The 15,729-nt window shown below is 72.2% G+C and carries 14 protein-coding genes; 5 read left to right on the top strand and 9 right to left on the bottom strand.

Annotation, left to right across the window (positions count from 1 at the left end):
- Positions 1-86: 86 nt before the first annotated feature.
- Positions 87-1,310: an arginine deiminase gene (locus AB0D85_RS37245; RefSeq protein WP_362330339.1), complete on the bottom strand. Its 1,224-nt coding sequence runs from the start codon at positions 1,308-1,310 to the stop codon at positions 87-89.
- Between the two features lie 127 nt (positions 1,311-1,437).
- Here AB0D85_RS37245 and AB0D85_RS37250 point away from each other — a divergent pair, with 127 nt between their 5' ends.
- On the top strand, positions 1,438-2,607 hold the full coding sequence (locus tag AB0D85_RS37250) for an SPFH domain-containing protein (protein WP_362330342.1): 1,170 nt from the start codon (positions 1,438-1,440) through the stop codon (positions 2,605-2,607).
- Positions 2,608-2,815: 208 nt separating this feature from the next.
- A complete protein-coding gene (locus tag AB0D85_RS37255) occupies positions 2,816-3,709 on the top strand; it encodes a hypothetical protein (RefSeq protein ID WP_362330344.1) in 894 nt (297 codons plus the stop codon).
- Between the two features lie 2 nt (positions 3,710-3,711).
- On the opposite strand, the gene AB0D85_RS37260 is transcribed toward AB0D85_RS37255, so the two are convergent.
- The 3 genes from AB0D85_RS37260 to AB0D85_RS37270 all read right to left on the bottom strand — a co-directional run bounded on the left by AB0D85_RS37260 (position 3,712) and on the right by AB0D85_RS37270 (position 8,993).
- Positions 3,712-6,258 carry a polynucleotide kinase-phosphatase gene (locus tag AB0D85_RS37260; protein WP_362330347.1) on the bottom strand — a complete coding sequence of 849 codons (2,547 nt, stop codon included), beginning with the start codon at positions 6,256-6,258 and terminating at the stop codon, positions 3,712-3,714.
- Positions 6,255-7,763, bottom strand: a complete 1,509-nt coding sequence (locus AB0D85_RS37265; RefSeq protein WP_362330350.1) for a 3' terminal RNA ribose 2'-O-methyltransferase Hen1 — start codon at positions 7,761-7,763, stop codon at positions 6,255-6,257. Before AB0D85_RS37265 ends, AB0D85_RS37260 begins: the two co-directional genes overlap by 4 nt.
- A gap of 306 nt (positions 7,764-8,069) precedes the next feature.
- Positions 8,070-8,993: an LLM class F420-dependent oxidoreductase gene (locus tag AB0D85_RS37270; protein ID WP_362330353.1), complete on the bottom strand. Its 924-nt coding sequence runs from the start codon at positions 8,991-8,993 to the stop codon at positions 8,070-8,072.
- A 202-nt stretch (positions 8,994-9,195) separates the two neighbouring features.
- On the opposite strand from AB0D85_RS37270, the gene AB0D85_RS37275 reads away from it, so the two are divergent.
- The gene (locus tag AB0D85_RS37275) at positions 9,196-9,366 is read left to right on the top strand and encodes a hypothetical protein (RefSeq protein ID WP_362330356.1); all 171 of its coding nucleotides are present in this window, start codon (positions 9,196-9,198) and stop codon (positions 9,364-9,366) included.
- 28 nt (positions 9,367-9,394) lie between these two features.
- On the opposite strand, the gene AB0D85_RS37280 is transcribed toward AB0D85_RS37275, so the two are convergent.
- The 4 genes from AB0D85_RS37280 to AB0D85_RS37295 all read right to left on the bottom strand — a co-directional run bounded on the left by AB0D85_RS37280 (position 9,395) and on the right by AB0D85_RS37295 (position 12,511).
- The gene (locus tag AB0D85_RS37280) at positions 9,395-9,853 is read right to left on the bottom strand and encodes a DUF6099 family protein (protein ID WP_362330359.1); all 459 of its coding nucleotides are present in this window, start codon (positions 9,851-9,853) and stop codon (positions 9,395-9,397) included.
- A gap of 184 nt (positions 9,854-10,037) precedes the next feature.
- Positions 10,038-10,367, bottom strand: a complete 330-nt coding sequence (locus AB0D85_RS37285) for a nucleotide pyrophosphohydrolase (RefSeq protein WP_362330362.1) — start codon at positions 10,365-10,367, stop codon at positions 10,038-10,040.
- Positions 10,364-11,683, bottom strand: a complete 1,320-nt coding sequence (locus AB0D85_RS37290) for an ATP-binding protein (RefSeq protein ID WP_362330365.1) — start codon at positions 11,681-11,683, stop codon at positions 10,364-10,366. The genes AB0D85_RS37285 and AB0D85_RS37290 overlap by 4 nt, the downstream gene beginning before the upstream one ends.
- Positions 11,684-12,121: 438 nt before the next feature.
- Positions 12,122-12,511 carry a cell division protein SepF gene (locus tag AB0D85_RS37295; protein ID WP_362330368.1) on the bottom strand — a complete coding sequence of 130 codons (390 nt, stop codon included), beginning with the start codon at positions 12,509-12,511 and terminating at the stop codon, positions 12,122-12,124.
- Positions 12,512-12,806: 295 nt separating this feature from the next.
- Between AB0D85_RS37295 and AB0D85_RS37300 the strand changes: the two genes are divergently transcribed.
- Positions 12,807-14,516 carry a hypothetical protein gene (locus AB0D85_RS37300; protein ID WP_362330371.1) on the top strand — a complete coding sequence of 570 codons (1,710 nt, stop codon included), beginning with the start codon at positions 12,807-12,809 and terminating at the stop codon, positions 14,514-14,516.
- Between the two features lie 3 nt (positions 14,517-14,519).
- Here the strand turns inward: AB0D85_RS37300 and AB0D85_RS37305 are convergent, their stop codons facing one another.
- On the bottom strand, positions 14,520-15,035 hold the full coding sequence (locus AB0D85_RS37305; RefSeq protein WP_362330375.1) for a YceI family protein: 516 nt from the start codon (positions 15,033-15,035) through the stop codon (positions 14,520-14,522).
- A gap of 89 nt (positions 15,036-15,124) precedes the next feature.
- On the opposite strand from AB0D85_RS37305, the gene AB0D85_RS37310 reads away from it, so the two are divergent.
- Entirely contained in the window at positions 15,125-15,622 is a 498-nt protein-coding gene (locus tag AB0D85_RS37310; protein ID WP_362330378.1) for a MarR family transcriptional regulator, read from the top strand.
- The last annotated feature ends 107 nt before the right edge of the window (positions 15,623-15,729 follow it).

Raw genomic sequence — 15,729 nt, forward strand, 5'->3', positions numbered from 1 at the left:
CCAGAGTAGGGGTCGGCTTCGGGGACCATGGAAGTCTATACGATGCTCCACATTTCTATACAGCCAGATAAGTCACACCGGATGCGTCACACCGCGTCCCGCTCCACCGGGCAGCTCATACAGCGCGGCCCGCCCCGCCCCCGCCCCAGTTCACTGCCCGGGATCTCGATCACCTCGATGCCCTGCTTGCGCAGATGGGTGTTGGTGGTGGAGTTGCGTTCGTAGGCGACGACCACGCCCGGCTCGACGGCCAGGACGTTGCAGCCGTCGTCCCACTGCTCGCGCTCGGCCGCGTGCACGTCCTGGGTGGCGGTGAGCACCCGGATCTCGCTGAGGCCGAGGGCGGCGGCGATCGCGCGGTGCATGTGCTCCGGCGGGTGGTCGGTGACCTTGAGCTCCTTGTCACCCCCGCCCGGTTCGATGGTGTACGAGCGGAGCATGCCGAGCCCGGCGTACTGGGTGAAGGTGCCGCCGTCGACCATCGTCATCACGGTGTCCAGGTGCATGAAGGCGCGCCCCTTCGGCATGTCGAGGGCCACGATCGTCCGCGCGGAGCCCGCCGCGAACAGCTTGTGGGCGAGCATCTCGACGGCCTGCGGGGTGGTGCGCTCGCTCATCCCGATCAGGACCGCGCCGTTGCCGATCACCAGGACGTCACCGCCCTCGATGGTGGAGGGGTAGGCGGCCTGTCCCTCCGACCACACATGGAACGTCTCGTCACGGAAGAGGGGGTGGTGCCGGTAGATCGCCTCGAAGTGCACGGTCTCGCGCTGCCGCGCCGGCCAGCGCATCGCGTTGATGGAGACGCCGTCGTAGACCCAGGCGGAGGTGTCCCGGGTGAAGAGGTGGTTGGGGAGCGGTTCGAGGAGGAAGTCGTCGAGGTCCATGACATGGAAGCGGACGGAGGTGGGCTCCTCGTGCGCGTCCAGGAACTCCCGTTTGGTCATCCCGCCGACCAGCGCCTCGGCGAGCTCGCGCGCGGGCAGCCCCTCGAAGGCGGCGCGCAGATGGTCGGTGGCGAGGGGGCCGTACTCCTTCTCGTCGAAGACGCGGTCGAGGACGAGGGTGCGGGCGGCCGGGATCGCCAGCGCCTCCTCGAGCAGGTCACCGAAGAGATGGACGGCGACCCCGCGGTCGCGCAGCACGTCGGCGAACCCGTCGTGCTCGGCCCGGGCCCGGCGCACCCAGAGGACGTCGTCGAAGAGCAGGGCGTCCTTGTTGCTCGGGGTGAGCCTTTTGAGCTCCAGATCCGGCCGGTGCAGGATGACGCGGCGCAGCCGCCCGGCCTCGGAGTCGACATGGAATCCCATGCCTCCATCCTGACCATCGCCGACCGCATTCACCCCCTCCTCGACCGTTTCTTGTTCTCGTCCTCTTGACGACAAACGGGTCCGAGATTATGGTCAACATGACTCTAAAGACGAGGGGGCGGATTCCATGGCCGACATAACCCGGCGTCTGGGCCGGCGCCACTTGCGCGGGACTCCGACGGCACACGTCAGACACCACCGGGGCGGAAAACTGCTGCACGACGGACCGGGGCTCAGCTTCTGGTTCCGCGCGCTCACGGCCGCGATCTCCGAAGTGCCGGTCGACGACCGCGAACTGGCCATGACCTTCCATGCCCGTACGGCCGACTTCCAGGACGTGGCGGTGCAGGCGACGGTCACCTACCGCATCGGCGACCCGGCGGTGGCGGCCGCCCGCCTCGACTTCTCGATCGACCCGGACACGGGGGTGTGGCGGGGCACCCCGCTGGAGCAACTGGGCACGCTGCTCACGGAGACGGCCCAGCAGCACGCGCTGGACGTACTGGCCCGGACCCCGCTGTCGGAGGCGCTGGCCGACGGGGTGGCGGCGGTGCGCGAGCGGATCGCGGCGGGGCTGGGGGCCGAGCCCCGGCTGCCGGCGACCGGGATCGAGGTGGTGGCCGTCCGGGTGATGGCGCTGCGGCCCGAGCCGGAGGTGGAGCGGGCGCTGCGCACCCCGGCCCGCGAGCAGATCCAGCAGGAGGCCGACCGGGCGACCTACGAGCGGCGGGCGGTGGCCGTCGAGCGGGAGCGGGCGATCGCCGAGAACGAACTCGCCAGCCAGATCGAACTGGCCCGCCGTGAGGAGCAGTTGGTCGATCAGCGGGGCACGAACGCGCGGCGCGAGGCGGAGGAGCACGCGGCGGCGGACGCGGTCCGCGCGGACGCGGAGGCGACCCGGACGGTCAGGCTCGCGGAGGCGGAGGCCGCGCGCTCCGTGAAACTGGCGGAGGCGGAAGCGGCCCGGTCCCTGAAGCTCGCGGAGGCCGAGGCGGCACGGTCCCTGAAGCTGGCCGACTCCGAGGCGGCACGGTCCGTGAAGCTGGGTGAGGCCGAGGCGGCACGGGCGGTCGCGCTCGCGCGGGCCGAGGCCGAAGGGGCACGGGAGATCGGCGAGGCCCGGGCCACGGCACAGGCGGCCTGGCTGCGGGTGCACGGCGAGGTCGACGTGGCCACCCTGCACGCCCTCACGGGCACCCGGCTGGCGGAAAACCTCCCACGCATCGACAGCGTCACTGTGTCGCCGGACGTGCTGACAGGACTGCTGGCGAAGCTGGGCTCGACGGAGGGGGCGTGAGCGCGACGCCGGTGACCGCGACCGGAAACCGCCGTGCGGCACGGCCGACGACCTCGCCGGATCCATGCGCGCGGTTCCACACGGCCGACGAAGGCAGGCTCAGCACACGAGGCATGAACACCACGCCCGGAGCCACGACCGGAAACCGCCGTGCGGCAGGGCCGCTGGACCCGTGCGCGCGGTTCCGCGCGGTCCCGGGGGCGGTGTCATGAGCCTCGCGCCCCGGGCCGTGCTCGTCCATCGCACCACCGAGTACGAGGAGTTGGTGGCCCACCACGGCACTCATGGTCAGGCCGCCTTCTTCCTCTCCTCGCGGGGGCGGGACATCGAGGAGGTCGCCGAACGGCACCGGCGCACCCGGCGGGCGCTCGCCGAGGTGACCTCGGCGGTGCCGCTGGCGTGGCGTCAGGCGCGGGTCGAGCGGGCCGACCTGGACCGCTTCCTGTTCGCACCCGAGGACGTGGTCGTGGTGGTCGGCCAGGACGGACTGGTGGCGAACGTGGCCAAGTACCTGGACGGCCAGCCGGTGATCGGGATCGACACCGACCCCGGCCGCAACCCGGGCGTCCTGGTACGGCACCGGCCCGCGGACGCGGGAACGCTCCTCGCGTCGACCGCGAGCAGCGCCGCCGACGAGCTGACGATGGTCGAGGCGGTCGCCGACGACACACAGCGGCTCGTCGCGCTCAACGAGATCTATCTGGGTACCGCCGGTCATCAGACCGCCCGATACCGCCTGGGCCTCGAGAACGACGGGGGTGTCGTCGAGGCCCAGGCATCCTCCGGGGTGCTGGTGGGCACCGGCACCGGAGCCACCGGATGGCTGCGCTCGCTGTGGCAGGAGCGCGGCGCCCGGCAGGCGCTGCCCTCCCCCACGGAGGACCGGCTGCTGTGGTTCGTCCGGGAGGCGTGGCCCTCGCCGGCGACCGGTACCTCTCTGGTCGCCGGCGAGCTGACGGCGTCGGCGGCCCTGACACTCACCGTCGAGTCGGACCGCCTGATCGCCTTCGGCGACGGCATCGAGACCGACGCGCTGGAGCTGACCTGGGGGCAGACGGTCCGGGTCGGGGCCTGCGCCCGTCGCCTCCGGCTGGTCGGCTGACCTCAGAGCCGGGGGTCGACCGGCTCCGACTCCAGGGCCAGCACCCCGAACACCGCCTCGTGCACCCGCCACAGCGGCTCGCCGTCCGCGAGGCGGTCCAGGGCCTCCAGGCCCAGACCGTACTCGCGGATCGCCAGGGACCGCTTGTGGTTGAGGAAGCGGTTGCGCAGCCGGGCCAGGTTGTCGGGGCGGGTGTACTCGGGGCCGTAGATGATCCGCAGGTACTCGCGGCCCCGGCACTTGACGCCGGGCTGGACGAGGCGGCCGTTCGGGTCGCGGACGACCGCCCCGAGCGGCTTGACGACCATGCCCTCGCCGCCCCGGCCGGTCATCTCCAGCCACCAGTCGACGCCGGCCCGCACCGACTCCGGGTCGGCGGTGTCGACGTACAGCCGGCGCGTCGTCTGGAGCAGACCCGTCGGGTCGTTCTCCACCAGCCGGTCCAGCAGGGCGAGTTGCTCGTCGTGCGGGAGCGTGGCGAGGCTGCGGCCCTGGACCGCGAGGATCTGGAAGGGGGCGAGGCGCACCCCGTCCAGGCCGTCGGTGGTCCAGCAGTAGCGGCGGTAGGCGTCGGTGAACGCGGCCGCGTCGGCGGCGCGTGCGCGCTGCCGGTCGCGCAGCTCACCGATGTCGACACCGCGCGCCGCCGCGCCCTCCAGGGCGGCCAGCGCGCCCGGGAACACCGCGCCGGAGGCGGCGCCCACGGCCGCGTACTGGGAGCGCAGCAGCCCGCCGGCCTTGACCGACCAGGGCAGCAGTTCGGCGTCCAACAGCAGCCAGTCCGTGGCGAGTTCGTCCCAGAGTCCGGCCGCGTCGACCGCCGCGCGGATCCGGCCGAGGATCTCCTCGGTCACCGAACCGTCGTCGAAGAACGGGCGTCCGGTGCGGGTGTAGAGGGAGCCGGTCGGGCCGGGGGCGACACCGAAGCGCTTGTGCGCCACCTCCGCGTCCCGGCACACCAGCGCCACCGCCCGCGAGCCCATGTGCTTCTCCTCGCACACGACCCGGGCGACCCCGTCCGCCGCGTACTGCGCGAAGGCCTCGGCGGGGTGCTCCAGGTAGCCCGCCACGTGACTGGTGGCCGTGGGTGCCATGGTCGGCGGGAGGTACGGCAGCAGACGCGGGTCGATCGCGAAGCGGCTCATGACCTCCAGAGCCGCCGCCGCGTTCTCCTCGCGGACCGCGATCCGGCCCTGGTGCCGGGTCTCGACGACCCGTCGGCCCTGTACGTCCGCCAGATCCAGCGGACGTCCGTCCTGACCGCCGGGCGCCTCGGTGTGCAGCGGTCGCGCCGGCTCGTACCAGACCTGCTCGGCCGGTACGTCGACCAGTTCCCGCTCCGGCCAGCGCAGCGCGGTCAGCTTGCCGCCGAAGACCGCGCCGGTGTCCAGGCAGATGGTGTTGTTGAGCCAGCTCGCCTCAGGAACCGGCGTGTGACCGTAGACGACGGCCGCCCGGCCCCGGTAGTCCTCGGCCCACGGGTAGCGCACCGGCAGGCCGAACTCGTCGGTCTCGCCGGTGGTGTCGCCGTACAGCGCGTGCGAGCGGACCCGGCCGGAGGTGCGGCCGTGGTACTTCTCGGGCAGCCCGGCGTGGCAGACGACCAGCCTGCCGCCGTCGAGGACGTAGTGGCTGACGAGTCCGTCGATGAACTCCCTTACCTGCCGGGTGAACTCCTCGCTCTCGCCCGCCATCTGCTCGATGGTCTCGGCGAGCCCATGGGTGTGCTGGACCTTGCGGCCCTTCAGGTAACGCCCGTACTTGTTCTCGTGGTTGCCGGGCACGCACAGGGCGTTGCCCGACCCGACCATCGACATCACCCGGCGCAGCACGCCCGGGCTGTCCGGGCCGCGGTCGACGAGGTCGCCGACGAAGACTGCGGTACGGCCGTCGGGGTGCACACCGTCGGCGTAGCCCAACTTGGCCAGCAGCGACTCCAGTTCGCTCGCGCAGCCGTGGATGTCGCCGACGATGTCGAAGGGGCCGGTGAGGTGGGTCAGGTCGTTGAACCGCTTCTCGGTGACGACGGTCGCGGACTCGATGTCCTCCACACCGCGCAGGAGGTGCACCTTGCGAAAGCCCTCGCGCTCCAAGTGCTTGATGGAGCGCCGGAGTTCGCGGATGTGGCGCTGGATGACCCGGCGCGGCATGTCGGCCCGGTCGGTGCGGGCCGCGTTGCGCTCGGCGCACACCTCCTCGGGCACGTCGAGGACGATGGCGATGGGCAGCACGTCGTACTGCCTGGCCAGGTCGATCAGCTGGCGCCGGGACTCCTGCTGCACGCTGGTCGCGTCGACGACCGTGCGGCGGCCGGCGGCCAGTCGCTTGCCCGCGATGTAGTGCAGGACGTCGAAGGCGTCCTTCGTCGCGCTCTGGTCGTTCTCGTCGTCGGAGACCAGGCCCCGGCAGAAGTCGGAGGAGATCACCTCGGTCGGCTTGAAATTGCGGCGGGCGAAGGTGGACTTGCCGGAGCCGGAGGCGCCGACGAGCACGACCAGGGAGAGGTCGGTGACGGGGAGGACCCGTCCGGTGTGCGGTGCCTCGGTCATGCTGCGTTCGCCTCCTTCGCGGCGCCTACGGTGGCCGTGCCTGTGCCGGCTGTGCTCGTTTCGGCTGTGTCCCTCTCGAAAACAGCCATCTGGGTGGGCGGGCCGACCTCGGGGTCGTCCGGCCCGACTGGGGTGAACTCGACTGTGTAGCCGTGGAGTTCGGCGACCCGGTGCGCCCAGGTGCGGAACTCCCCGCGGGTCCACTCGAAGCGGTGGTCGCCGTGCCGGACGTGTCCGGCGGGGAGGGTCTCCCAGCGGACGTTGTACTCGACGTTGGGGGTGGTCACCAGGACCGTGCGCGGGCGGGCGGCGCCGAAGACGGCGTACTCCAGGGCGGGCAGCCGGGGCAGGTCGAGGTGCTCGATGACCTCGCTGAGCACGGCGGCGTCGTACCCGTTGAGCCGCTTGTCGGTGTAGGCGAGCGAGCCCTGGAAGAGCTGGACGCGGGCGGCCTGCCGCTCCCCCATGCGGTCGAGCTTGAGCCGCCGGGAGGCGATGGTGAGGGCCCGCATGGACACGTCGACGCCGACGATCTCGGTGAAGGAGGGGTCCTTCAGCAGGGCCTGCACCAACTGGCCCTGGCCGCAGCCGAGGTCGAGGACCCGGGCGGCACCGGAGCGCTTCAGGGCGCCGAGGATCGCCTCGCGCCGCTGCACGGCGAGCGGGGCAGGCTTCTCCTCCGCCTCGGTCTCCTCCTCGACGGCGTTGTCGAGTTCCTCGACCTCGCTGTCGTCGGCCTCGGCGAGCCGCACCAGCTCCAGCCGCTCCATCGCCTCCCGGGTCAGCGACCAGCGGCGGGACAGGTAGCGGCTGGTGATGAGCTTCTGCTCCGGATGGCCGGGCAGCCAGCCCTCGCCCGCGCGCAGCAGCTTGTCGACCTCCTCGGAGGAGACCCAGTAGTGCTTGGCGTCGTCGAGGACGGGGAGCAGGACGTACAGGTGTCGGAGCGCCTCGGACAGGGTCAGCGTCCCGGACTCCAGGACGAGAGCGACGTACCGCGAGTCGCCCCACTCCGGGAACGCGGTGTCCAGGGCGACCGGCGTGGCGGTCACCGTCCAGCCGAGCGGCTCGAAGAGCCGTCGTACCAGCTCGGGGCCGCCGCGGGCGGGCAGTGCGGGCACCTCGACACGCAACGGCCTTGGCTGCGCCGGAGCTTCGGGGCGGGCCCTGCACACACCGCGCATCGCGCTGGAGAAGACGTTGCCGATCGCCACGGCGAGCAGCGAGGAGGCGGCGTACGGCCGGTCGTTGACGTACTGCGCGAGCGCCGCGTCGGGTGCGCCGCCCCGCCCCTTGCCCTTGCCGCGCCGGACCAGCGCCACCGCGTCGACCTCCAGGAGCAGCGCCGCCGTGCAGCGCCGGGCATCCGCCTCGGGGTAGAAGACATGGGCGATGCCGTAGGAGGTCGAGAAGGTCTGCGCGTTGTCGGGGTGCTTGTGCAGCAGGAACCCGAGGTCGGTCGCGGGGCGTTCGGGGGTGCCGGTGGTGGTGATCGTCAGGAACACGGTGGGTCGCCTCGAAAGGGGTCAGGGAAGGGCGCGAACGCGCTGGTCGCGCGCTTGTTCGCGGTTCCAACGTACCGAGGAATGCGGCACGGGCACGCGGATTTTTCTCCGGGCTAGCGGTCGGCCCGCTGCGTGGACCGAGCCCGGGGAGGCGGACGGGCTCGGGGAGGCGGACGGCTCGGGGAGGCGGGGGTGGGGTCTGCGCATCCGGCCACCTCGTCGAGGCGGGCCACGGGCGGCCGTGGCGGAGGCCACAGCTCCGGACACGGCCGTGTCACCGCTGACCGGATGCGCGGACCCGGCCGGTTACGGCAGCTGGGACTGGACCTGGGCGGAGATCAGCTCCAGGTGGTCCAGGTCGGAGAGGTCGAGGATCTGGAGGTAGAGGCGCTGGGAGCCGATCTCGGTGTAGCGGCCGATCTTCTCGACGACCTCGGCGGGGGTGCCGGCGAGGCCGTTCGTCTTCAGTTCGTCGACCTCGCGGCCGATGGCGGCGGCGCGGCGGGCGACCTCCTGGTCGTCCTTGCCGACGCAGACCACGAGGGCGTTGGAGTACGTCAGGTCGTCGGCCTTGCGGCCGGCCGCCTCGGCGGCGGCGCGGACCCGGCCGAACTGCGTCCCGCTGTCCTCGGCCGAGGCGAAGGGCATGTTGAACTCGTCGGCGTACCGGGCGGTGAGCCTGGGGGTGCGGGTGGCGCCGTGGCCGCCGATCAGCACCGGGATCCGCGCCTGGGCGGGCTTGGGGAGCGCGGGCGAGTCGGTCAGGTCGTAGTACGTGCCGTGGAAGTCGAAGGTGTCGCCGAGCTTGGTCTCCCAGAGGCCGGTGACGATCGCCAGCTGCTCCTCCAGACGGCCGAACTTCTCCTTCGGGAAGGGGATGCCGTACGCCTTGTGCTCGTCCTCGAACCAGCCCGCGCCCAGGCCGAGTTCGACGCGGCCGCCGGACATCTGGTCGACCTGGGCGACCTGGATGGCGAGCACGCCCGGCAGACGGAAGGTTCCTGCGGTCATCAGGGTGCCGAGGCGGATCCGCTTGGTCTCCCGGGCGAGACCGGCGAGGGTGATCCAGGCGTCGGTGGGGCCGGGCAGGCCGTCGACGTCGCCCATCTTCAGGTAGTGGTCGGAGCGGAAGAAGGCGTCGAAGCCGAGGTCCTCGGTGGCCTTGGCGACGGTGAGGAGGGTGTCGTAGCTCGCGCCCTGCTGGGGCTCGGTGAAGATGCGAAGGTCCATGCGTCCATCCTGCATCTCCCCGGCCCCGTCAACCGCATCGGTACCGGCCGTCCCGCGCGGCGTGGGCAGGCCGGTGACCGGCCCCTGCGGTGATCGTTGGGTGGGGGGAGCCGGGCCGTCCGGCACCCGCGCCGGACGGCCTCCGCCGCCGCGCGTCAGGTGCGGCCCGCCGGTGGCGGGCCGGGGGGCCGAGGAGGCCGTCTTGTCCGAAGAGCCCGTTCCCCAGCAGGGTGGACCCGCCGGTCAGCCGAAGGGACTGCTCCAGCAGATGGACGAACTCATGGCGGCGCTGAACGCGGATCTCTCCGCACTGGACGCGGACCTGCAGCGGCCACCGAAGGAACAGGCCGACCTGAGCCGGGCGCCGTTCTGAGCCGGGCGCCGACCTGAGCCACTAGCTCCTAGCCGTCGCGGACCTCCTCGCGTGCCGCCAGTTTGCGCAGCATCTCCAGGACTCTGTCCCGGGACTCGTCGGCCGCGTCGATGGCCTCCATGCACTGCCAGTACGTCGTCTCGTCGGCCGCGGCGCTGGCCATGCCGACCAGCGCGATGCCGACCTCGCCCAGGAGGCCGCCGAGGCTCAGCAGGGTCTGGCGGGCGTCGTCCAGTTCCGTGAGCTGGGCGGCGCGCAGGGTGCCGGGGTCCAGGTCCGGGGTGGTGAGGACACCGCAGCCCCGGCCCGCCAGTTCGGTCAGGCCGAGGGCCTCGCCGCGCAGCTCGGGCGGGCCGGAGACGGCCAGCCGGCTGCCGATCGCCTGGGCCAGGGCCTGGGCCTGCCACACCTCGGTCATCAGTTCCGGTACGCCCGCGCCGCGCGCCAGCGCCCGTCTGCTCGTCACGATGAGCCGCATCGCGTCCATCAGCCGCCCCGTCCCCGTCGGTCCGAACTGCCTTTCCGCACTCAGTAGTTCACTACCCAGAGTGAGGGTCCGCGAGACCTGAAGCCAGAGGAAGACGGAAATCTGTGGACAACAATTCGGATTCGGGCGAGGTTTTGGCTACTGAGCGTTAAATTGGAGTGCCGGGCTCCTCTCTGACATTCCGTCAGGCGGGCGGGAACCGCCCCTCGTTGCGGTCGATCTTCGCGGCCAGCGCGGCCAGCGGGTCGATGTCCAGGACCTCGCAGAGCTGGAGCAGATAGGACAGGACGTCGGCGACCTCGTCCGTGACCTTGTGGGCGGTGTCGGGGTCGTCCATCACCCGGGACGACTCGTCCGGGGTCAACCACTGGAAGATCTCCAGCAGTTCGGAGGCCTCCACGCTGAGCGCGGCCACCAGGTTCTTGGGTGTGTGGTACTGCCGCCAGTCGCGGGCGGCGGCGAACGCGGCCAGCCTGCGCTGGAGCTTCGCCACGTCGAGGGGTTCGTCGGTCACGCGTCCAGGTGTACCACCGTGATCGCTTCCGCTCCGGCGGCCCACGAGGCGTCGCTCACCGCGCCGACGAAGCGGATGTGGCCGCGCTCGCCCATCAGGACGGCCGTGCGCAGGAGTTCGGTGCGCTGGCGGGGGTCGAGACAGCGGTCGAAGCCGTCGGCGAGGACGGTGAGGCAGCGCATGGCGTCGGGGACCTCGCCGGGGGCGTCGACCTCCAGGACACCGGGGCCGGTGAAGAGGACCAGGGCGAGGGCGAGGTAGCGCAGCTCGCCGTCGCCGAGCCGCTCCAGTGCCGCGCGGTGGCCGTCGCCGCGGTCGAGCAGGGCCCGTACCGTGCCGTCGCCGAGCGGTTCGGCGAGGAGGTCGGTGACGGGGCCGGCGCAGCCGGTGCGCACCGCGTCGACGAGCTGCGCGTGCCGCCGGCCGCATTCGGCGCGGGTGCGCCACAGGACGTCGGCGAGGTTGTCGCAGCCGCGCAGCAGACGGCCGGAGCCGGTGAGGACGGGGGCGCGCATGCCGTCGGGCCGGGGATCGCAGGCGAACACCGAGCGAAGGGCGACGACCATCTGCTCGGCCGCGGCGAGGACCTGGCGCTGGCCGTCCGTCTTCCCCGCCACCCGCAGCGGCAGCAGAGCGGTACCGAGCCGGTCGTCGGGGAGCGGGGCCCGGGTCACCGGGGAGCTGCCCGCGGTGTGCCAGGCGGCCTGTACGGCCCGCCGCCCGGGGTCGCGCAGGGCGGTCTCCAGGAGCACGATCCCGCCGGCGGTCAGCCGCTCCCCCACGATCCGCAGGTCGGGTTCGGCCTGCACGGCGACATCGAGCCGCACCGGCCCCTCGGCGCCGTCCGCGGTACACCCGATCCGAAACCCCCGCCGCCGCTGCGCATCGGGCCGCGCCCGCTCCGGCACGAGCGCGACGGGGTCGGGAAACACGTCCGCCAGGGCGGCCCCGCCCCCGAGCCGCGCCAGCGCCTCGTAGGCGGCGAGCACGGCGGACTTCCCACTGCCGCTGGGCCCGGCGAAGAGAGTGACCGGCCCCAACGGAAAACTCGCCCCACGATGCCGGGCATAGGCGGACAGCCGAAGCTCGGTGACCCGGGGGCGGGGGTCGCGACGGGGGGTGGCGACGGGGGCGGCGGGGGCGGGGAGGACCGAGGAGGCCGCAGGAACCGAGGGGGCGACAACCGGGGCCGAGGGAGGCACGTCGGCGGAACGGACTGCCCGGCCGGACGCCGAAACCACGCCGGAGTGGCCGGACGGGCCGGAGCGGCCGGACGGAGAAGGGCCGGACGCGGACGAGGAAGGGGTCACGGGCATATGCGGACCGTACGGGTCCGGCTGACCGGTGAACCGTTCCGCCGTCCGGAGCTTCCTACGATCGGGGGACGAGGCGGTCAGCCACCGTACGGCCGAGAACCGAGCCCAGCCGCCCAGCCACCCCAAGACCGGAACCCCAGCTGCCGCGCGTTCGAGGACCGTAGCCCGGCTGCCCAGCCACCGTGCGGCCGAGGACCGGAGCCCAGCCGCACAACCGCCCAGGGCCGGAAGCCCAGCCACCGTACGACCGAGAATCGAGCCCAGCCGCCCCAGACCGGCGACCCAGCCACCGTACGGCCGAGGACCGGAGCCCGGCTGGCCAGCCGCCCCGGGACCGGGGGCCCAGCCACCCTCCCAGGCCTGCGCACCGGGTGCTCGGTCACCCGGCGACGCGGCCGGACGGCGGTTCGGTCGTCCCGCGGTCGGTCCGTCGGCCGCTCAGCCGCCGGAGGCCCCCGCTCCCTCCATCAGGCCGCTGACCTCCGTACCCGGTGGGGTGAGAAGGAAGACGTTGCGGTCGACCCGGTGCATTCCGCTGCCCAGGCCGAAGACCACGCCCGTGCTGAAGTCGAGGACGCGCTTGGCGACCTCCGTCTCCGCGCTGGTCAGGTCGAGCAGGACCGGTATCCCGGCCATCAGCGTCTCCGCGACATCGCGGGCGTCGGCGAAGACATTGACCCGCAGGACGACGAAACGGCGGCGCGTCTCGGTCGCCGCGTCCGGCAGCGCGCGGTGGCCCACGGCCGAGGGCCACGCGTCACGGCCCCGCAGCGGCACGACCTGGGCGAGCCCCTCCCACTGTTCATCGGTGACGTCGTAACGGCTCACCGGCTCCCCCTGACCTGACTCGCACTCGATGCCTGCACCAGCCAATTCTTACGCCAAGTCACCCGTTCGGCCCAACAGCGACACGAAGCGCGAGCGAACGCGCGGGGCACATGGCCGCAGAAGCGGAGATCTTCCCACTATTCGTCCGATTGCCGTCCATTAGAGGCTTCTTACCGCCCTCACACCGGACTCTTCTCCTCCAGACACACCGCGCTCACCGCCCCCGGTTACCGTCCGGTGCGTGCACTTGGCAGAAACACAACAGGTGACACCCGGCCGGCGGACACAGTCGGCGGTGTCCGCCGCTCCGGGAGATACCGGAGCACCAGCGCAATGGCACCGCGTTCTGACCCTCCTCGCCGACGTCAGTCTGTTCATCGGCACCCGGTCGATCTGGGCGCAGGCGGCGACACATCACCTGGTCCTGGCGGCCCTGATCTCCGTCTGCTACATCTCGATCCTGGTGACCGGCGTGCTGGCGCTGACGGTCCGCGGCACCCGGTCGCTGGCCCGCCTCGACCTGGTGGTCCTGGTGACGGCGGTGATCCTCACCCTGTGCGGCTGGGCGCTGAACCACGCCGGCGGCGACGAGGGCTACCTCACCACCCAGGCCGCCAAGGAACTGGTCGCCGGGCATGTCGTCTACGGCCAGGCCTGGCCGTGGCTGTTCCACAACACGGGCATCGCCCTGACGCCGACGATAGGCGGCGGCTACGACTACACCTACGGTTACCCCCCGCTGGCCCCGCTGCTGACCGCCCCCCTGCTGTGGCTCGGCCACCACGGCGCCCCGGCGACCGCGGTGTGCACGGGCGCGCTGATCGCCGGCACGATCGCGCTGTGGCGGATGCTCCCCATGCAGTGGCGGTCGGCGGCGACGATGGCCTGTCTGGGCTTCGGCTTCCTGACGACGTACGCCCGGGTCGGCTACCCGGCGATCATCGCGCTGGCGCTGCTGATCCCGGTGGTGGTGCGCTGGCCGCGGATCGGTGCGGGCGGACGGCTGGGCGCGGCCGGGATCGCGCGGGCCGCCTGTCTGGGGGCCGCGTGCGCGGCGCAGCAACTGCCGTGGTTCGTCACACCGTTCCTGCTGGCCGGGATCTACGCGGTGCGGCGCGGGGAACTCGGCGGCCGGGCGGCCGGCCTGGTGGTGCTGCGGATCGTGGGTGTGGCGGTCACGGTGTGGCTGCTGATCAACACGTACTTCATCGTGTCCGAGCCCGGCCGCTGGCTGGGCGGGATCGCGCTGCCGCTGACCCAGGGTGCCGTGGTGCACGGCCAGGGTCTGGTGGACATCACGCTGTACTACACGAACGGCAGTGACCGTATCGACTGGTACTCGCACGCCAGCATGCTCTTCGCGGCGGGCCTGCTCGCCCTGTTCGTGCTGTTCGTACGGCGGCTCGGCCCGGCCGCGGTCGTGCTGCCCTGGCTGGCCTTCTTCCTGGCGACCCGTTCCCAGGACGGCTACTACCTGATGATGACCCCGCTGTGGCTGGCGGCGGCCGTGACCGCCCCGCTGCCGGAGTTCGCGCGTGCCTGGCAGCCGCGCCCGGCCTTCCTGACCGGGCCCCGCCGCCGCCCCGCCCTGGTCGCGACGGTCGTCCTGCTGCTCACCCCGGCGCTGGCGAGCGCGGCCGTCGCGGTGACCGGCGGACCGCCGCTGCGGATGGAGATCACCGCGCTGCGCCGGGACAAGCAGTCGGCGGCCGTGGTCAGGGAGATGACGCTGAAGGTGGTCAACACGGGGAGCGTCCCGCTCACCCCGCACTACACGATCACCACCGGTCAGGGCATGAGCATGTACTGGCAGCTGGTGCGGGGTCCGGCGACGATCCCGGCGCACGGCACGGCGAGCGTGGAACTCAAGCCGCCGAAGGGCCGGTTCGGCATCCCGGGCAAGCCGAGCACCCGGCTCCGGCTGCGCGCCTTCACGGCGGATCCGCAGACGTTGTCCAGCCAGGACGTCAAGCTCCGCAGGACGGCGACGGCGACCGGCCGCTGAGGGTCAGGCCGCCGCGCGGGTGAAGCGGAGCGTGGCGGTCACCGTGGTCAGGCCGCGGATCATGCCGCCCTGGTTCCAGCCCATCCCGAACTCGCCGCGGTCCACCGTGAACTCGGCCTCCAGCGTGAGCCCGTCCGCGTCGGCCGAGGCCAGCTTCGCGCTGATCTTCTGCGGCCTGCTGATGCCCCGGACGGTCAGCTGACCGTCGACGTCCACCGCGTCGCCCGCGCGCCGCTCGGCACCGCGCACCGCGAAGGTGATCTCCGGGTGGTTGCCGGCGTCGAAGAAGTCGGCCGAGCGCAGGTGGTCGTCGCGCTTCTTGTTCCTGGTGTCCAGCGAGGCCGCGTCGATCGCCAGCGTGCCGGTGGCGGTGCCGTCGGCGGCCACCTCGCCCCGGCCGGTGACGCCCGCGAAGGTGCCCTTGACCGTGACCAGGCCCCACATCGTCTTGTGCCGGAGGGCGACGGCGGAGGCGGTCGGGTCGAGCTGCCAGAGGCCGGTTTCGACGGTGACGGGCATGGCCGTACTCCGATCAATTGATGGTTCAAATTTGGATGACCTCACGCTAGCCCAATATGCAAATTTGGACAACAGGTAGAATCGACGGCATGGCCGCCTCCCAGGAACCCTCCGCCGAGCTGCCCCAGTGCCCGTCCCACACGGGCGGCGGACTGCTCCCCCCGGAGCTGCGCGCCTGGATGCTGCTGCTGGCCGCGACGGGTGCGGTGGAGCAGCGGCTGCACTCGGTCGTGAAGGAGACGCTGGACGTCTCGCACGACGAGTTCCTGATCCTGTGCCTGCTGGCCGAGCAGCCGCGCGAGGGCCTGCGCATGACCCGCATCGCCGAGCTCCTGGGCCGCCCCAAGACCCGCCTCACCTACCAGATCGCCTGCCTCCAGCACGCCGGACTGGTCACCCGCAAGTCCGTCTGCGGCGACAAGCGGGGCATCGAGGTCGCCCTCACCGACAAGGCCCGCCGGCAGCTCCAGGACGCCTCCGCCGCGCTCGCCGAGACGGTCGGGCAGGCGGTCGGCCATGTCATCGGACCGGAGCAGCGCGAGGCGCTGTGCGCGCTGATCCCGGAGCTCGCCGACGACACGCCCTGACGGTACGAATCCGGCCACTTCGCCCCCGGGAGGCGCAGGTCACAGCCACGGCGAGGGCAAGGTCACAGCCCCGCCACCCGTGCACTTCTGACGGTCTGCCCTAGCAT

This window comes from Streptomyces sp. NPDC048277 (assembly GCF_040652235.1).
Lineage (GTDB): Bacteria > Actinomycetota > Actinomycetes > Streptomycetales > Streptomycetaceae > Streptomyces.

Coding starts and splice junctions, on each gene's coding strand:
- AB0D85_RS37280 (WP_362330359.1), bottom strand. CDS start 9,853: ATGGACGCGATGCGGCTCATCGTGACGAGCAGACGGGCGCTGGCGCGC.
- AB0D85_RS37255 (WP_362330344.1), top strand. CDS start 2,816: ATGAGCCTCGCGCCCCGGGCCGTGCTCGTCCATCGCACCACCGAGTAC.
- AB0D85_RS37310 (WP_362330378.1), top strand. CDS start 15,125: ATGGCCGCCTCCCAGGAACCCTCCGCCGAGCTGCCCCAGTGCCCGTCC.
- AB0D85_RS37245 (WP_362330339.1), bottom strand. CDS start 1,310: ATGGGATTCCATGTCGACTCCGAGGCCGGGCGGCTGCGCCGCGTCATC.
- AB0D85_RS37260 (WP_362330347.1), bottom strand. CDS start 6,258: ATGACCGAGGCACCGCACACCGGACGGGTCCTCCCCGTCACCGACCTC.
- AB0D85_RS37305 (WP_362330375.1), bottom strand. CDS start 15,035: ATGCCCGTCACCGTCGAAACCGGCCTCTGGCAGCTCGACCCGACCGCC.
- AB0D85_RS37250 (WP_362330342.1), top strand. CDS start 1,438: ATGGCCGACATAACCCGGCGTCTGGGCCGGCGCCACTTGCGCGGGACT.
- AB0D85_RS37270 (WP_362330353.1), bottom strand. CDS start 8,993: ATGGACCTTCGCATCTTCACCGAGCCCCAGCAGGGCGCGAGCTACGAC.
- AB0D85_RS37290 (WP_362330365.1), bottom strand. CDS start 11,683: ATGCCCGTGACCCCTTCCTCGTCCGCGTCCGGCCCTTCTCCGTCCGGC.